General features: G+C 65.8%; 14 protein-coding genes. 9 read left to right on the top strand and 5 right to left on the bottom strand.

Annotated elements, in window-relative coordinates; genetic code table 11:
- Positions 1–27: 27 nt before the first annotated feature.
- The 3 genes from PMO31116_RS18990 to PMO31116_RS18980 all read left to right on the top strand — a co-directional run bounded on the left by PMO31116_RS18990 (position 28) and on the right by PMO31116_RS18980 (position 2,849).
- Positions 28–258, top strand: a complete 231-nt coding sequence (locus PMO31116_RS18990; RefSeq protein WP_150568053.1) for a hypothetical protein — start codon at positions 28–30, stop codon at positions 256–258.
- A 356-nt stretch (positions 259–614) separates the two neighbouring features.
- The gene (locus PMO31116_RS18985) at positions 615–1,217 is read left to right on the top strand and encodes a response regulator transcription factor (RefSeq protein ID WP_023597028.1); all 603 of its coding nucleotides are present in this window, start codon (positions 615–617) and stop codon (positions 1,215–1,217) included.
- A 30-nt stretch (positions 1,218–1,247) separates the two neighbouring features.
- Complete coding sequence (locus tag PMO31116_RS18980; RefSeq protein ID WP_150568052.1) at positions 1,248–2,849, top strand: sensor histidine kinase; 1,602 nt, start codon at positions 1,248–1,250, stop codon at positions 2,847–2,849.
- A gap of 70 nt (positions 2,850–2,919) precedes the next feature.
- On the opposite strand, the gene PMO31116_RS18975 is transcribed toward PMO31116_RS18980, so the two are convergent.
- The 3 genes from PMO31116_RS18975 to macA all read right to left on the bottom strand — a co-directional run bounded on the left by PMO31116_RS18975 (position 2,920) and on the right by macA (position 7,721).
- A complete protein-coding gene (locus tag PMO31116_RS18975; protein ID WP_150568051.1) occupies positions 2,920–4,422 on the bottom strand; it encodes an efflux transporter outer membrane subunit in 1,503 nt (500 codons plus the stop codon).
- A gap of 11 nt (positions 4,423–4,433) precedes the next feature.
- Positions 4,434–6,461 carry a MacB family efflux pump subunit gene (locus tag PMO31116_RS18970; RefSeq protein WP_425494813.1) on the bottom strand — a complete coding sequence of 676 codons (2,028 nt, stop codon included), beginning with the start codon at positions 6,459–6,461 and terminating at the stop codon, positions 4,434–4,436.
- A 66-nt stretch (positions 6,462–6,527) separates the two neighbouring features.
- Complete coding sequence (macA, locus tag PMO31116_RS18965; protein WP_150568049.1) at positions 6,528–7,721, bottom strand: macrolide transporter subunit MacA; 1,194 nt, start codon at positions 7,719–7,721, stop codon at positions 6,528–6,530.
- A gap of 8 nt (positions 7,722–7,729) precedes the next feature.
- Between macA and PMO31116_RS23780 the strand changes: the two genes are divergently transcribed.
- On the top strand, positions 7,730–7,870 hold the full coding sequence (locus PMO31116_RS23780; RefSeq protein WP_174971480.1) for a hypothetical protein: 141 nt from the start codon (positions 7,730–7,732) through the stop codon (positions 7,868–7,870).
- A 368-nt stretch (positions 7,871–8,238) separates the two neighbouring features.
- The gene (locus PMO31116_RS18960; RefSeq protein ID WP_150568048.1) at positions 8,239–8,874 is read left to right on the top strand and encodes a trimeric intracellular cation channel family protein; all 636 of its coding nucleotides are present in this window, start codon (positions 8,239–8,241) and stop codon (positions 8,872–8,874) included.
- Between the two features lie 28 nt (positions 8,875–8,902).
- Here the strand turns inward: PMO31116_RS18960 and PMO31116_RS18955 are convergent, their stop codons facing one another.
- A complete protein-coding gene (locus PMO31116_RS18955; RefSeq protein ID WP_246185378.1) occupies positions 8,903–10,219 on the bottom strand; it encodes a citrate synthase in 1,317 nt (438 codons plus the stop codon).
- Between the two features lie 232 nt (positions 10,220–10,451).
- Here PMO31116_RS18955 and PMO31116_RS18950 point away from each other — a divergent pair, with 232 nt between their 5' ends.
- The 3 genes from PMO31116_RS18950 to PMO31116_RS18940 all read left to right on the top strand — a co-directional run bounded on the left by PMO31116_RS18950 (position 10,452) and on the right by PMO31116_RS18940 (position 13,744).
- Positions 10,452–11,816, top strand: coding sequence for an MFS transporter (locus PMO31116_RS18950; RefSeq protein WP_150568047.1), 1,365 nt, complete (start codon positions 10,452–10,454; stop codon positions 11,814–11,816).
- A 107-nt stretch (positions 11,817–11,923) separates the two neighbouring features.
- Positions 11,924–12,913: a substrate-binding domain-containing protein gene (locus PMO31116_RS18945; RefSeq protein WP_150568046.1), complete on the top strand. Its 990-nt coding sequence runs from the start codon at positions 11,924–11,926 to the stop codon at positions 12,911–12,913.
- 123 nt (positions 12,914–13,036) lie between these two features.
- Positions 13,037–13,744, top strand: a complete 708-nt coding sequence (locus tag PMO31116_RS18940; RefSeq protein WP_150568116.1) for a class II aldolase/adducin family protein — start codon at positions 13,037–13,039, stop codon at positions 13,742–13,744.
- A 52-nt stretch (positions 13,745–13,796) separates the two neighbouring features.
- On the opposite strand, the gene PMO31116_RS18935 is transcribed toward PMO31116_RS18940, so the two are convergent.
- Positions 13,797–14,237, bottom strand: coding sequence for a hypothetical protein (locus PMO31116_RS18935; RefSeq protein ID WP_150568045.1), 441 nt, complete (start codon positions 14,235–14,237; stop codon positions 13,797–13,799).
- A 370-nt stretch (positions 14,238–14,607) separates the two neighbouring features.
- Between PMO31116_RS18935 and PMO31116_RS18930 the strand changes: the two genes are divergently transcribed.
- A complete protein-coding gene (locus PMO31116_RS18930; protein ID WP_150568044.1) occupies positions 14,608–15,333 on the top strand; it encodes an ABC transporter substrate-binding protein in 726 nt (241 codons plus the stop codon).
- Positions 15,334–15,336 lie beyond the last annotated feature (3 nt).

The following is a 15,336-nucleotide window of genomic DNA, read 5'->3' as shown; positions in this document are numbered from 1 at the left end:
AACCCACCGTGGAATAAGGACTTTTTCGTGGCCGACGGTCTCGATTCGGGCGCTTTCTTCCCGGCTTGTATTAATCACAGTTTCGCCGCCGGGGGGCGACGACGATACTTCACTCAACGGCTGGCACGACACCACGGCAGCCCGAAACCGAAACCACGACGCATCGACACAAGGAGAAACACCATGCCCGCACTCATCGCTTACGGCTTCGCCTCGGTCCTCGGCCTCGTCGGCGTTATCGCCCCGATTTTCGGCTGACCCCTGCCCCCCGCCCAACGCCCCACGGAGACCCCCCATGACCCATCTCATCGACCTCATCGACAGCCTGCTCGGCAACGACGTGTGCGTGGAAGCCGGCATGCAATGCGCCGTTCACGTCGGACACGTCTTCGGCTTCTGATGCGCTCGCCGGAATGCCGCCCACGGCGCATCGCCGGAAGACGGCGGAAAGCCTTCGGAAGGGACCGCCTGCGCGGTCCCTTTTTCCTTGCGCCGCCCGCCTGCGGCGCCGCCTCTCGTGCCGGCCTGCGCGGGGACTGACGGCGGAAATTTCGCCGTCCGGTGATTTTTTAGTAGGATTTCACCATTCCACATAAAAAACCGGGGCCAGCGGGATGTCATCTCCCACCAAAGTTTTCTGTATCGAAGACGACCACGACTCAGCCGATCTGATCCGGGAAGATCTGACCGATCGGGGCTATACCGTCAAGGTGGCGCACGACTTCTCGAGCGCGCTGGCAACGCTCGCGTCATTCATGCCCGACGTGATCCTGTGCGATGTGAACGTGCCGGGTATGACCGGCTTCGAGTTCCTCGAAAGCGCGCGCGGCATCATCCAGGGCGAGCGCAAGATTCCGTTCATCTTCCTCACGGGCAACGCCGACAAGGCGTCGATCATGCGCGGGCATAGCACCGGCGCCGACGAGTACATGCTCAAGCCAGTCGATTTCGACGTGCTCGACACCGTCATCCGCAAATACACGGACCACGACGAGCCGGAAGACGGCGCGCCCCTGCCGTTCGGCCTGACCAAGCGCGAAGTGGAAGTGCTGCAGTGGTCTGCACGCGGCAAGACCTCGGCCGAGATTTCCATCATTCTGGATCTCGGCAAGCGCACCGTGGATTTCCACATCGACAATGCCCGCGAAAAGCTCAACGTCGCCACGCGCACCGAGGCCGTGGTGCGGGCCGCCCTGCTCAACATCATTCAGCTTTGATCGCGCGCCGTCGCGCTGGAACGTTTTCGCATGGCTAAAGCTTCGTCTTCCCCCCGCAAGCCGCTCCCCATCCGGGGCCGCATGTACCTCCTGCTTGCCCTCTGCCTCGCGGCCATGATCGCCGTGGGCGTGATGGTGCACCGCGAAGTCGACGCCTCGCAGCAGCGCGCGATCGCCGCCGAGCGCACGCAGATCGAGCACCTGAGCGTGCTCGAGGAGCTCAACGACTACATCTCCGACTTCCGCACGGTCGAATCCGAAGCGCTCGCCCCGATGTCGCCCAAGGCGCTCGCCGACATCCGCGCCGCGGCCGACGAATTCGACATCAAGATCCAGGCCGCGTCGCAGCGCTACCAGAAGGTGCTGGTGCACGACGAGTTCCGACTCGCATTCGGCAAGTTTCAGTCTCAGTGGGCACAGTACCGCCGCGCGTCGAACCAGGTGTTTCAACTCGCGCAGGCCGGTAAGCTGGGCGAAGCCGCAAAGCTCTATCGCGGCGAGTCGAACAATAAGTACACGCAGGCGAACAGCACGTTCGGCGCACTGGTGTTTCGCAGCACGGAAGCGCTGATCAAAGACGTCGAGGCGAAAAACGCGGCTGCCCGCCATCGCCTGCTGCAAATCGACGCGCTGATCGCCGCCATGATCGTCGTCACGATGTTATGTCTGATCTACGTCGACGCCGTCATTCTCAAGCCGCTCACCCGGCTGATCCGCATGTCGGGCAACGCCGTGACCGGCAAGGCCAAGTTGCGTCTGCCGTGGTTGCAACGTGGGGATGAAATCGGCACGTTGTCGCGCTCGCTGGCCAAATTCCAGGAAAGCACATCGTCGCTCGTTCGCAACCAGAAGCTCGCCACGGCGAAGAACACCATCCTGCAGCGCGCCCTGGCCAATGAGGAACGGCTAAACAACTTCCAGAAAACGTTCCGGTCCATGGCCACGCACGAATTCCGCACGTTGCTCAGCGTGATCGACGGACATGCGCAGCGGTTGTTGAATCCGCGCAACGAAGAGACCGATTCGCGGCCGCGCTATACCAAGATTCGGGAGGCCGTCGCCAAGCTCAACCATCTGATCCAGAACTGGCTCGACGCCGCGCAAAGCGCCTCGCTCGAAGACCCGAAGTTCGGCAAGCGCGCGGAGCTCTCGCTCGTGGCCCTGCTCGAGGAGGTGCGTGGCGTTGGCACCGACATGTTCCCGACCGCCACCATCACGGTGCAGGCCGCGCCGGAGCTCGACAGCCGCATGATGGGCGACAGCAACGTGCTGTTCCATGCGTTCATCAATCTGGTGAGCAACGCCACCAAGTACACGATGGCGACGCCGGTCATCGACATCGGCATAAGCGACGCGGGCGAGGCGTTGCGCGTGGTGCTGCGCGACAACGGCACGGGCATTCCGGAGGACGAGCTCAAGGCAATCTTTCAGATGTCGTTCCGCTCGCGCAGCAACGCGGTGCTCGAAGACGGCTCGGGCGTGGGGCTCGCCGTGGTCTATGCGGCCATCGAATTCCACAAGGGCACCATCGATGTCGCCAGCCAGGTCGGCGTGGGTACCACGTTTACCGTGACGCTGCCCAAGTCGCCGCAATGGTCGCAGACCTCGGAATCCGGCGAAGCCGCCGCCTGAGATTCGCGCTGGGCGTCACCAACGAGAAAAGGCCGGCATTGCCGGCCTTTTTGTCGTTTTCGCCATCGGGTCACGCCGGCGGGCTGGCGTCCGCCGAATTGCCCGCGCCGCCGAGCGCCTTGTAAAGCGCCATGCGGTTATTGAGACGATTCAGGCGAACCTGGGCCTCGGCCGCCTGCGAATCACGCAACGACTTTTGCTGCTGCAGCCAGGGCTGAATGTCGATCGCGCCGGCGAGGTAGCGCGAGCGCAGCAGCGACTCGGCCCGCTGCGCCTGTGCCAGCGACAGGACACGCTGCTCGCTTTCCCTGGTCAGTTGGTCGCGCGCTGAGAGCGCATTCTCGACCTCGCTCAGCGCCGTGTACAAACTCTTGCGGAAGTTGACAACATTCTCCTCGTATTGCGTTTGCGACACCTTGATCTGCAACTGCATGGTGTTCCACTGAACGAACGGCAGGGTCAGTCCCGCACCCAGGGCCGCGATCGGGTTGCTCAGCACGCGCTCGAGCGTGCTGCTCGAGGTGCCGAGCGAGCCCGTGAGGGAGAACGTCGGGTAAAAGCCGGTGCGCGTGACGTCGACATTGGCCAGCGATTCGCGCAGACGCCACTCCGCCGCGCGCAGGTCGGGGCGCCGTCCGAGCAGCTCGGCGGGCAAACCGGCCGGCACGTCAGGCAACGCCTGCGTCGGCAGGGTCGGCGGCTCTGCCGACATCTGCTCGGGCGGGCGATCGAACAGGATCGCCAGCGCATTGCGGTTCTCCGCGCGCTGCTGCAATTGCTGCGTGAGCGTCGCCCGCTGGTCGGCGAGCGATTGTTCGGCCTGCGCCACGTCGAGCGCAGAGACCGCGCCGGCGGCGTATCGCGAACGCGCCAGTGCCACCACGCGCTCGGCATAGGCAATATTGCTCTGCGAGTAAGCGATGATCTGGTTCAGATACCCGAGGGTCCAGTAATACTGGGCTGTCTGGCTGATGATGGACAAGCGCGCCGCGTCGCGATCGGCCTGCGTGGCCTCGTACTCCCAGCGGGCAGCATCGCGCTGCGCGGCGAGCTTGCCCCACAGGTCGACTTCGTACTGCGCCGTCGCGTTCAGGCTGCTGCTGCGCGCCATGGTTTGCGTGTCGAGCGTGCGCGACACCCCGCCCTTGCCGTTCAGGCTGACCGAAGGCGTGAGATTGGTGTCAGCCAAACCCGACTGCAACTGCGCCCGGTAAGCGCGAATGCCGGCCGCCGCGAGATCGGTGTTGACGGCCAGCACCTCGGCGATCAGGCGGTCGAGTACGGGGTCACCGAACGCGCGCCAGAATTCGGGCGCGGTCACGGCGGCCGATGCACTCGATGGGCTCGATGGGCTCACGGCGGTCGCGCCGGCGTTCGGACCTGACATGCCCGGCGAGTTCGCCGAGGCAACGGGCGCCGCGGCCCACTGCGCGGGTACCGGCACGACCGGCAGCGGATCGTGGCGCACGCCGGCACAGCCGGCAAGCAGCACTGCGGCGCTGGCGAGCGCGAGCCACGTGCGCGCCGGCTTCTCGAGGCGCCTTGCGGCATTCTTGGGAATCGTTCGGATCATTTGGCCGTACCTCAATCGCGTGCCAGCGCTTCCACGGGGTCCAGCCGTGCGGCGTTGCGCGCCGGCATGAAACCGAATACCACCCCGATGAGCGTCGAGCACAGAAACGCCGTGACGATCGAGCCCATCGAGAACACCATCTTCCATTTCGCGACGAACAGCGCGAAGACGAAGCTCGCGCCGAACGACAACGCAATGCCGATCGCACCGCCCATCAGACACACCATCACCGCCTCGACCAGGAACTGCTGCATGATGTCGCTCTGACGCGCCCCGACGGCCATGCGAATACCGATTTCCCGCGTGCGTTCGGTCACCGACACGATCATGATGTTCATCACGCCGATGCCGCCTACCACCAGCGAAATCACGGCGATCAGCGAGAGCAGCAGCGTGAGCGACTGGCTCGTCTTCTCGACCGTCTTCACGATGCTGTCCATGTTGTAGGTGAAGAAATCCTTGCGCCCGTGGCGCTGCGTCATGAGTGTCTCGAGGCTCTTTTCGGCGGCCTTGCTCGGCTGGCCGTCGCGTACCCGCACGGTGATGCTGTCGACGTTGCGCTGGCCGAACAGGCGTCCTGCGGCGGTAGTGTATGGCACCCAGATGTTCAGGCTTTTCATGTCCCCGAACGCGCTCTTCTTCTCGGCGGTCACGCCGATCACCACGCAAGGCAGGTTGCCCACGAAGATCACTTCGCCCAGCGGATTCGGATTCGCGCCGAAGAGCTTGCGACGCGTGTTCTGATCGATCACGGCGACCTGCGCCTGTCGCCGCACTTCGTCGGCACCGAACGCAATGCCCTGTGCGATGTTCAGCCCGCGCACCTGGAAGTAGTGCTCGCCCACGCCGGTCACCATCGCGCTCGCGTCGATGTTGCGATAGCGCAGCAGCAGGCTGCGCGCCGTCTCCGGCGTGGCGCTGTCGACATAGACCTGCTCGGCCAGGGCCAGCACGTCTTCGGGTACCAGCGTCTGGATCGTCGTGGCGCGGTTGTCTCCCCAGTCCTTGCCGGGATAGATGTTGATCGTGTTCGTGCCGATGCTTCCGATTTCAGCCAGCATGTAGCGTTTGGCTCCCTCGCCGATGGCCACGATCGAAACCACCGACGTAATGCCGATGATGATGCCCAGCATCGTCAGGAACGTGCGCAGACGATGCGAGACCAGCGCGATCCACGCCATGCGAAACGCCTCGGCGAACCGGTCGATGCCGCCTGTCCAGCGACGCGGCGCGGCCACCGGGCCCGGGGCGTCTGCGTGACCGTCCCGCGGCGCCGCCGGGACAGGCCGGCGCGCCGCGGCCGGTTCGCCGGGACCCTCCTCGACCTCGTCGCCCGATCTCTCGTCAGGCGGCTCGATCACGGGAGTGTTCGCCCGGTCGGCCACGATCTCGCCGTCGCGAATCTCGATGATGCGACGGGCATGCGCGGCCACGCTTTCGTCGTGAGTCACGATGATGACCGTGTGCCCCTGCGCGTTGAGCTCCTTCAGAATGCGGATGACTTCCTTGCCGCTGCGGGAATCGAGCGCGCCTGTCGGTTCGTCGGCGAGAATGACTTCACCGCCGTTCATCAACGCGCGCGCGATACTCACGCGCTGCTGTTGACCGCCCGAGAGCTGGCTCGGACGATGATGCATGCGGTCGGCGAGTCCAAGGCGGGCGAGCAGCATCTCCGAACGCGCGCGACGCGACGCATGCGCGGCGCCGGTGTAGACAGCCGGCATCTCCACGTTCGACGCGGCGTCCAGGTGGGGCAGCAGGTGATAGCGCTGGAAGATGAATCCGAAATGCTCCCGCCGCAGCTGCGCGAGCGCGTCGGCGTCGAGATCGCGGGTCTCGCGCCCGGCCACCCGGTAGCTGCCCTCGCTCGGATGATCGAGGCAACCGAGGAGGTTCATCAGAGTGGACTTGCCCGAACCGGACGCCCCCATGATGGCGACGATCTCGCCGGACTCGATGGTGAGGTTGACATCGTGCAGCACGACGACATCGCGCTCCCCTGCCGGAAAGCGGCGGGTAATGCCCGAGAGCGACAGCATCGGGGCCGACCCGGAATCGACGGTGGGCGGGGCGGAGGTGCTCGACATGCGCGGCGTCCCTTCCCTTTACTGTGCCTGGCCGGCGTTGGACGACGTATCGACAGGCGCGGACTCGCCCGCCTCACCGATCACGACGCGCTCGCCGGCCGAGAGGCCTTCGCGCACTTCGACCCGGACGTTGTTGTTCAGGCCGGTCACGATCTGGCGCGTGACGGCCTTGCCGTCGTCGCCGAGCACGCGCACTTCGTAGCGATTCGGCCCGACACGTTTGCCGAGCGCCGCCACCGGCACGTTCAGCGCCTGCCTGGCCGTGCCGAGCAGCACGTTGACCTGCGCGGTCATGGAGATGCGCAGGCGATGGTCGTCGTTGGGCACGTCGAACAGCGCGTTGTAGAACACGGCCGTATTGTTGCGGGTGGCGCCGCCGCCCAGCGTGCTCTGCGTGTCGAGGTAATTCTGCGGTGCGGGCTCGATGGCGCGCAGCTTGCCGTAATAGCGCTTGTCGGGGTCGCCAAGGATCGTGAAGTACGCCGTTTGTCCCGGCTGGATGCGGATCACGTCGGCTTCCGAGACCTGCGCCTTGACGGTGATGGTGCTCACGTCGGCGAGTTTCAGGATCACCGGCGCCTGCTGCTGGGCGACCACGGTCTGGCCTTCCTGGGTAACGATGGCGACGACCTCGCCGTCCATGGGGGCCTCGATGCGCGTGTAGCCGACACTGGCCCGCGCCGATTCGATCTGCACACGGGCCTTGCGGATCTGCGCGTCGAGCCCGAGCAGCGTGGCGCGCTGGGTATCGAGCGCGGCCTGGGCCGCCTCGTAGTCCTGACGCGACGTCGCCTCGTCGGGCAGCATCTGGCGCTGGCGCGCGAAGGCGAGCTCGGCCTGGCGCAGTTGCGCCTGCGCGGTGCGCTTTTGCGCCTGAAGATTTTGCTCGTCCGCCTCGGCCGAGCGCAGGCCGTTCTGTGCGAGCACCGGATCGATCTGCGCGAGCCATTGTCCCTTCTTCACCTTGTCGCCAAGCTTGACCTTGAGCGACTTCAACTGACCGGTGACCTGCGCGCCCACATCGACCTGCTGCACGGCGCCCAGCGTGCCCGTCGCCAGCACCGTATTCTCGAGATCGCTGCGCTCGACCCTGGCGCTGATGTACTGCGGCGGCTTCGGGGTCGCGAGACTGCGCAGCCCGAGCACCACGAGCAGGACGAGCACGACGAGGCTGGCGACGAGGTAGCGTCGGCGGCGAATGAACTGGATCATGGAGCGAAATGAACGATCAAAAAGGCCCGTCGGAAAAAACGCTGCGCGATTGCGCTGCCGCTGACCGGCCGGCCGATCCGCCGGTGTGGCGGACCTGCCCGATCATCGCCGCCCGGCACGCTTCGGAGCACAAAAAGATGAGAGTTTAAGCCGTTTGACGCCTCTACAGACCATCCGTCGGCACGACCGCAGCAAAGAAATCCCGCCGACGACGATCACGAAGACGCTGTGAACCTGAAAGAGCGTGCGCATTACAGAGGCCGGATGCGCAGGAAACTGGCGATCAGGCCCGCGATCGCTTTGGGGAACAAGCCGGGAACGTAGCGCATAGGTGACTCCTTGGCGTTGTGGTGACACGGCGAGCCCGATGGCCCGTGCCTGTGTCGTGTCGTTTCGTTGCAAGCAGTGTCTCATCGGCCCCACCTCCGGGAAACTTGTACAAATCACAGTGCGGGCGCGGCCCGATCGCGGCCGGATCGTGCAGGTGATATATTTCCCCGGCATTCGAAGGGACATTATGAAAACGGAAATCTTCTACGCGCTGTACCTGATCGCCATCGTGACCGAGGCGATGTCGGGCGCGATCATGGGGATGCAGCGCGGCATGGACCGCTTCGGCCTCGCCTTCGTGGGCATGGTGACGGCGCTGGGCGGCGGCACCATCCGCGACGTCCTGTTCGGCCGCCATCCGCTCGTCTGGATCGCCCATCCGGAGTACTTGCTGCTCACGCTGGGGGCCGCCACGCTGGCGTCCATCGTGGCACGTCACATTCACCGGCTGCGCATGACGTTCATCACCGTGGACGCCATCGGACTGGCCGCGTTCACCATTCTCGGCTGCGATATCGGCATGACGGTGAGCACGAGTCCGGTCATCGTCGTGCTGGCCGGCGTGCTCACGGGGATCGGCGGGGGCATGCTGCGCGACCTGCTTTGCGGACAGGTGCCGCTGGTGCTGCGCCGCGAGATGTACGCGAGCGTGGCGTGCATTGCCGGTGCACTGTACGTGGCGATGCTGCATTGGGGGGTGTCGAACGGCGTGGCGACGACCATTGGTTGTCTGGCAGGCTTCGTGATCCGAATGCTGGCGGTGTGGTTCGGCTGGCGTTTCCGGACCTTCGAGAACGAAACGCCAACGGAACCGATGCACTAGCCGCCGGGGGTACGGGGCCGGCATCGCGCTAGCGCGACGCCGGCGTCTCGAAAGCCTCGGCCGACACCGGCCCGCCAAACCCGTACTTCGCTCGCGGACGCAACATGAACGCTTGCGTGCGCTGCTCCATGACATGCGCCACCCAGCCTGCCGAACGGCCGACGATCCACATCGCGGTGGACACGCCGTCGGGCAATTGCAGCGCGCGCGCGAGCGTGACCAACCCCGTTGACAGTCCGGGATGCGCGTTCAACTCGACGCGCATGCGCTCGAGAAACGCCAGCGTCAGTCGGGTGTTCTCGCGCGATGCGGCACCCATCGCGCCTTTTCCCGTTGCCGCCATGAGATCCGCCGCGCATTGCATCATGAGATCGGCACGCGCGTCGCCCCCCGGATACAGCGGATGGTTGAACCCGAACAGGCTCGCGCCGTATTCGCGTACGCGATCGACCCGCGAGTCGAGCGCGTCGTAAGGCTCGCACAGCAGCAGCGTTTCGATCTTCTCGGTGCTGGTGCCCGTCGTGAAGCCGATATGCGAGCCGATAGCCGCCGCCACGCAACCGAACAGATCGGCGTTGGTCGACGCCGCCACGCGCGCCGAAAACGTCGCCGGGGCCAGTTCGTTATCGGCCAGCACCACCAACGCGGCATTCATCGCACGCAGCCGCATCGGCGTGAGCGCAATGCCCGCCGCGCGCAGCATGTGCGTGGCGATGTTCTCGCCCTTGGCGCGCGCCACGTAGCGACGCCCGGGGCCAAGAAAGCCGACGCAACCGGCCATGCAATGCAGCATCATGCGCGCGGCCTGAACGGCGGCGCCGTCGGCAAGCTCGCGCGCACCGCGCTCGTGCATGGCGAGCGCGAACGGCACCATGCCCAGCAGATTGCCGATGTCCGCGCTCGCGACCTCGCCGTCGTACGTCGCGAGAAAGCGCAGAACGTCGGGCGGCGTGTCCTGCATTGGCCACTCGGCGATGCTGTCCTGCCAGATCCCGGTCATGAGCAGATGCACCACCGACTCGAACGACGCGCCCCCCGCCGCCAGGTCGATCGCCAGGCGATTGCGATAGCGGGGCCCGTGCGGCGTGATCTGCGTGATCGCGGAATGCAGCACCGGGTCGCCGAAACGCATCGTGGATTCCGCCACCGCGCCAGTCGGCGCCCGCCCGCGTTTGCGCGTCGCCAGTCGCTCCACGTCGCGTCGCAGGTATAGGCTCTTGCGTCCGTCCTCATGCGGCCTCGCGCGGATCAAGCCCCGGCTCACATAGGCGTAAAGCGTGGCGGGCTTGATGTCGAGCATGCTCAGGACTTCCTCGCGCGACATCAGGTCGGTCGGTTGCGTCATCGTCTGTCTCGTCGGTCACTTGCACGTCAAGCGTTGCAGCGGGCGTTGATTCGTGCGGATTTTGCGCCGTTCGGCTGAATTCGCGACACATGATGCCATAGGTATATTGACTTTAAAAATCAATATTGATAAACAAAAAACCGCCCAGTAAAGTCGACTCCGGATTTCACGACAAAGACACTGCGGCGCCAGGATGCTGGCTTCCGACAGGTCGCCCCTTCGGAGACACGGCATGGCCCACGACATCGCGCAGACGCCGCCGGAACGCATCGACGTTCGCGAGACGCTGCAATCCGCGCCACTGGGCGCGTTTCACTATCGGCTAGGCACGCTGCTGGCGCTGATCCTCCTGTTCGACGGCTTCGATCTCTATAACGCCGCCTACATCGTGCACGACGTCACCTCGCTCTGGCACCTCTCGCCCAGTCAGATCGGCGTGCTGCTGTCCTGCGGGCTGGCCGGCTTCGCCGCGGGCTCGGCCGTCTCGGGGCCATTCAGCGATCGGATCGGGCGGCGCCGGGTACTGCTCACCGGCATCTGGCTCTCGGGCCTGATGAGTCTGGCGATCGCCGTCTTCGCGCACGACCTCACGTCATTCATCGGCCTGCGTTTCGTGATGGGTATCTCGCTGGGGCTGTTGATGCCGGTGGCCGTCACGTACATCAACGAAATCGCGCCCAAGCGCAGCGCGAACGTCTTCACCATCGTGTTCTTCACCTGTGGATGGATCGGCGGCGCCACGGCCTCGGGCTTCGTCGCCGCCTGGCTGATCCCGCAGCACGGCTGGCAAAGCATGTACTTCGTCGGTGGCCTGTCGGTCGTGCTCGCGCTCGCCTTGCAGTTCGCGTTGCCCGAGTCGGTCTCTTTTCTCGCCAGTCGCGGGCGTCAGGACGCGGTACGCGCGCAACTCGCGCGTCTGTGGCCCGCGCGCGCGCCGGAATTCGAAAAGGCGACGTTCACCTCACCGGATGCCGGCGTCAGGGCGGGCTCCGTGGCAGCGTTGTTCTCGACCGGCTTCCGCCGTCAGACGATCTGCTTTTGGGCCATGGGTGCCTTGTCGTTGTTCTCGTCCTACGGACTGTCCGGGTGGTTGCCGACGATCATGCTCAAGCGCGGCGAGAACCTGTCGACGAGCTTCGCCTATGGTTCGCTGCTGGTCTTCGCGTCCGCGTTCGGCAGTCTGATCTGCGGGGTGGTCGCCGACCGGATCGGCAACCGCCGACTGGCAATGTCGCTCGCGTGGCTGTGCGGTGCGGGCGCCATTGCCTTGCTCGCGTTCGCCTCTGGCGGCTCGGTGACGTTCGTGGGCATCGTGGTGGCCGGCATGTTCGTCATCGGCACGCAGACCGTGCTCAACAACCTGGTTGCCGTGAGCTATCCCACGGAGATTCGCAGCACCGCGGTCGGGCTTTACCTCGGTATCGCCCGCGTGGGCGCCATGTGCGGCCCGGCCATCGCCGGCGTGCTGCAACAACTCACCGGCGGGGCCGGCACGATGTTCTTCGTGCTCGGCGCCGCGCTCGTCACAGCCGCGATACTGGTGTTTCTCGTGGCGCGTCCAGAGCGCCTGCCCGAGGCCCCCGCCTTCGGTCATTGAGGCCCGCCCAGCGTTCCTCCGGAAAGCTCGGCGTGTCACGCGCCCCCATCCAACGACATCGGCCGTCGCCGCGACAGTGCACCGACGCCCGCGCAAGGGAACGCATCATGTCCACGCTGCCCCTCTCTCTCGCCGTCAACGACTACGACCATGTGCGCGACCTGCTCACCGGCCGGGTCGCGGCCGAAGGCATCGACCTCATTGCCTCGGTGCTGCCGGTCGAGGAGATCTTCTATCGCACCACGCACTATCAGGAGTGGGACCTCTCCGAGATGTCGCTTGCGAAGTACGCCTCGCTGCGCTCGCAGGGTGACGATCGCCTGATCGGCCTTCCGGTATTTCCGTCGCGCGTGTTCCGGTTGTCATCGCTTTACGTGCGCGATCGTGGCGCTATCGCATCGCCCGCCGATCTTCGCGGGCGTCGCATCGGCGTGCCCGAATGGGCGCAAACGGCGTCGGTCTACTCGCGGGGCTGGCTTGCGCACGATCAGGGCGTGGCGCTGGCCGACGTCGAGTGGGTGCAGGCCGGCGTGAACCAGGCGGGGCGGCGCGAGAAAGTCGCCGTTCGCGTACCGGATGGCGTGCGCTACCGGCCCGCGCCCGGCAAATCGCTCACCGGGATGCTGCTCGACGGCGAGATCGACGCCATCCTCAGCGCCCGACCACCCGCGCCGCCGCCCGGTCGCGAAACCGAGATCGTGCGGTTGCTCTCCGACGTCGAGTCCGCCGAGCGCGACTATTTCGCACGCTCGGGCATCTTTCCGATCATGCATCTGATCGTGATGCGGCGCGAGCGCTTCGCCGCGCATCCGTGGATCGCGGGGAATCTTCTTCGGGCGTTCACGCAGGCGAAGGACGCCAGCATCGCCCGCCTCGAGGACATCACATGCTCGCATTTCCCGCTGCCCTGGATGCCGCAGCGCGCGGCCCAGGCACGCGCCATGTTCGGCGGCGATCCATGGCCTTACGGCGTTGCTCCCAACCGGGTAACGCTCGACGCCTTCCTGCGCTTCGCCTGCGAGCAGGGGGTGTGCCATCGGCCGATGCAGGCCGACGAACTGTTTCCGCCGGAGGTCGGTGCCGACGTCAGGGTTTGACGTCTGCCGTCGCCAACGCCGAGCCCGTGCTCGTTTCATTGCATTTCCACTTCAATCGCCAACACCATGTCGCAAGTTCGTTCCCCCTATCAGCCGGCCGTCACGGAACATGACGCGCATTCGATGTCGCAACTGCGCGACGATCTGGCCGCCGCGAACCATATCCTCGCGCACCACGAGGTGCTCGACGGCTTCGGCCACGTAAGCGTTCGTGATCCTCGCAATGCCGAGCGCTTTCTCATCGCGCAGTCGATGGCGCCCGAGCTGGTGTCGCCAGACGACATCCTCACGCTCGACTTCGATTGTCAGCCGGTCGACGGCGACACCCGCAAGCGCTATCTGGAAACATGGATTCACAGCGAGATCTACCGGGCGCGCCCGGACGTCATGGCGATCGTGCACAGCCATTCGCCGTCGGTGATTCCGTTTGCGGCATCGTCGGTGCGGTTGCGCCCGGTGTATCACATGGCCGGGTTTCTCGGCAGCGGTGCGCCGGTGTTCGACATCCGGCACTGCTTCGGCTGCACTGACATGCTGGTGCGCACCGGTGAACAGGGCAAGGCGCTGGCGGCGTCGCTCGGCGACTCGGACGTGGCCCTCATGCGCGGGCACGGCTTCGTGGCCACGGCGCCGTCGTTGCCCGCCGCGGTATACCGTGCCATTTACACCGAACTCAATGCCGGCATGCAGTCCAAAGCCATCGCGCTCGGCGGCGAAGTCACCTATCTGGATGCGGAGGAAGGCAAGCGTTCGAACGCGACGAATCTGGGTGTCATCGAGCGCCCCTGGACACTGTGGAAGCGGCAGGTCGCCGCGTTGCGCGGCGAGTGACGGTCAGCGGCACACCCGGGTGGCGACAAGCCATCGCCCTCGTCCGGCGCCATCATCGCCCCAGGCTCGCCCCGCATTGCACCTGCCCAGAGACGGGGTCCTTGCGGCAGGCGGTCTGCCCCTGGGCGTCGAAGTAGATCGAGCCCTGCTGGTTCGTCGGCGCGCCCGGGTAGCGCCCCTGAGGCGCACGTTGCGGGTCGGTCAGGCCGCGCATCTGCATGTCCCCCGCAGCGGCGGCTTCGCGCTGGCGCATCGCCTGTTGCTCGCTCTGAGCCATGCCTTGATTGAACTGAGCGCTCACGCCGCCCGTGGCGGGTTGCCGGGCCGCTGGCGGTGCGATGGATGTGCCCGAAGGACCGCCCGGCGCGGCCTGGTTGGACTGACGAATGCTGTTGAGATCGCCGCTCTGCAAGTAGGACTGCGCGCAGGCGCCGCCCGCCGTCGAAATACCGACCGCGCTCATGCACGCGATCAGCAAACGTTTCGCTGACATGTATCGAATCCCCGTAAACGACCTGCCGGATGCGCACCGGTGCCCGAATGGAGCGTCGTGACGTCGCCGGCGATGCAAGTCGGTTTGAATGTCGACAGAGTGTAACGTGATTCGGCGTTGGTCTCCGCCGCCGCACATGCCGAGCGCGCGCGGGCCGGGCGAGAGCACCAACCGCGATGGACACCGCTCGATCGCGAGTGAATATTGGCAGCCGATGCCTGCATCGAGATCGATGCGCTGGCAGAATGCCGAAAGCACGCCGAGATCATGTTCGAATCGGTGGGCTGATGCGAAGCCAAGCGCCACCCGGGCCCTCGATCGCCGGGCCCGGTGGTCCCCACGACGCCATACAGGAAAGCACGCCATCGACATGACCCCCGACTCCGCTCTCGTTTGCGCCTTCGCCCCCACTGGCGTGCTGCGCGCCTGCATCAACCTGGGCAATCCCATCCTCGCGGGACTCGACGCGCAGTCGCGGCCCTGCGGCATTTCGGTGGATCTGGCGACGGCGCTCGCGCAGCGCCTCGGCGTGCCGCTCGCCTTGCAAACCGTCGACGCGGCGGGGAAATCGGTCGACGCGGTGGCCTCCGAGGCGGCCGACATCGGCTTCTTCGCGGTCGATCCGAAGCGGGCGGCCGCGATTGCCTTTACCGCACCTTACCTGCTGATCGAGGGCTATTACCTCGTGCCCGACGCGTCAGGGGTGAAGTCCAATGCGGACGTCGACCGTCCCGGCACCCGCGTGGTCGTCGGCAAAGGCAGTGCCTACGACCTGTTCCTCACGCGCGAGCTGAAGCATGCGGAGATCGTGCGAGCGCCGACGTCGCCGGCGGTGGTGCCCACCTTTCTCAGCGGCGGGTATGACGTTGCCGCTGGGGTGAAGCAGCAGATCGAGGCCGACATCGCGGGCACGCCCGGATATCGCCTGCTGGGCGAGCGATTCATGGTGATTCGTCAGGCGATGGGGCTGCCTGTCGGACGCGGCGAGGCCGCCAACGCGTTCCTCGCCGCATTCGTCGAAGGGATGAAGACGTCAGGCTTCGTGGCCGAGGCGCTGCGCCGGCACGGCATAGCCGGCGTGTCGGTCGCGCCCTGAGCG

Source organism: Pandoraea morbifera (genome assembly GCF_902459575.1).
Lineage (GTDB): Bacteria > Pseudomonadota > Gammaproteobacteria > Burkholderiales > Burkholderiaceae > Pandoraea > Pandoraea morbifera.
Note: the sequence above shows the minus strand (reverse complement) of the source record. Positions and strands in the feature narration are given on the sequence as shown.

What these genes read in the sequence shown, in the direction of transcription:
- PMO31116_RS23780 (WP_174971480.1), top strand. Translation starts at nt 7,730, where the DNA reads ATGAACGATCAAAAAGGCCCGTCGGAAAAAACGCTGCGCGATTGCGCT.
- PMO31116_RS18940 (WP_150568116.1), top strand. Translation starts at nt 13,037, where the DNA reads ATGTCGCAACTGCGCGACGATCTGGCCGCCGCGAACCATATCCTCGCG.
- PMO31116_RS18950 (WP_150568047.1), top strand. Translation starts at nt 10,452, where the DNA reads ATGGCCCACGACATCGCGCAGACGCCGCCGGAACGCATCGACGTTCGC.
- PMO31116_RS18985 (WP_023597028.1), top strand. Translation starts at nt 615, where the DNA reads ATGTCATCTCCCACCAAAGTTTTCTGTATCGAAGACGACCACGACTCA.
- PMO31116_RS18955 (WP_246185378.1), bottom strand. Translation starts at nt 10,219, where the DNA reads ATGACGCAACCGACCGACCTGATGTCGCGCGAGGAAGTCCTGAGCATG.
- PMO31116_RS18930 (WP_150568044.1), top strand. Translation starts at nt 14,608, where the DNA reads ATGACCCCCGACTCCGCTCTCGTTTGCGCCTTCGCCCCCACTGGCGTG.
- PMO31116_RS18935 (WP_150568045.1), bottom strand. Translation starts at nt 14,237, where the DNA reads ATGTCAGCGAAACGTTTGCTGATCGCGTGCATGAGCGCGGTCGGTATT.
- PMO31116_RS18975 (WP_150568051.1), bottom strand. Translation starts at nt 4,422, where the DNA reads ATGATCCGAACGATTCCCAAGAATGCCGCAAGGCGCCTCGAGAAGCCG.
- PMO31116_RS18970 (WP_425494813.1), bottom strand. Translation starts at nt 6,461, where the DNA reads ATGCTGTCGCTCTCGGGCATTACCCGCCGCTTTCCGGCAGGGGAGCGC.
- PMO31116_RS18945 (WP_150568046.1), top strand. Translation starts at nt 11,924, where the DNA reads ATGTCCACGCTGCCCCTCTCTCTCGCCGTCAACGACTACGACCATGTG.
- PMO31116_RS18960 (WP_150568048.1), top strand. Translation starts at nt 8,239, where the DNA reads ATGAAAACGGAAATCTTCTACGCGCTGTACCTGATCGCCATCGTGACC.
- PMO31116_RS18980 (WP_150568052.1), top strand. Translation starts at nt 1,248, where the DNA reads ATGGCTAAAGCTTCGTCTTCCCCCCGCAAGCCGCTCCCCATCCGGGGC.
- macA (WP_150568049.1), bottom strand. Translation starts at nt 7,721, where the DNA reads ATGATCCAGTTCATTCGCCGCCGACGCTACCTCGTCGCCAGCCTCGTC.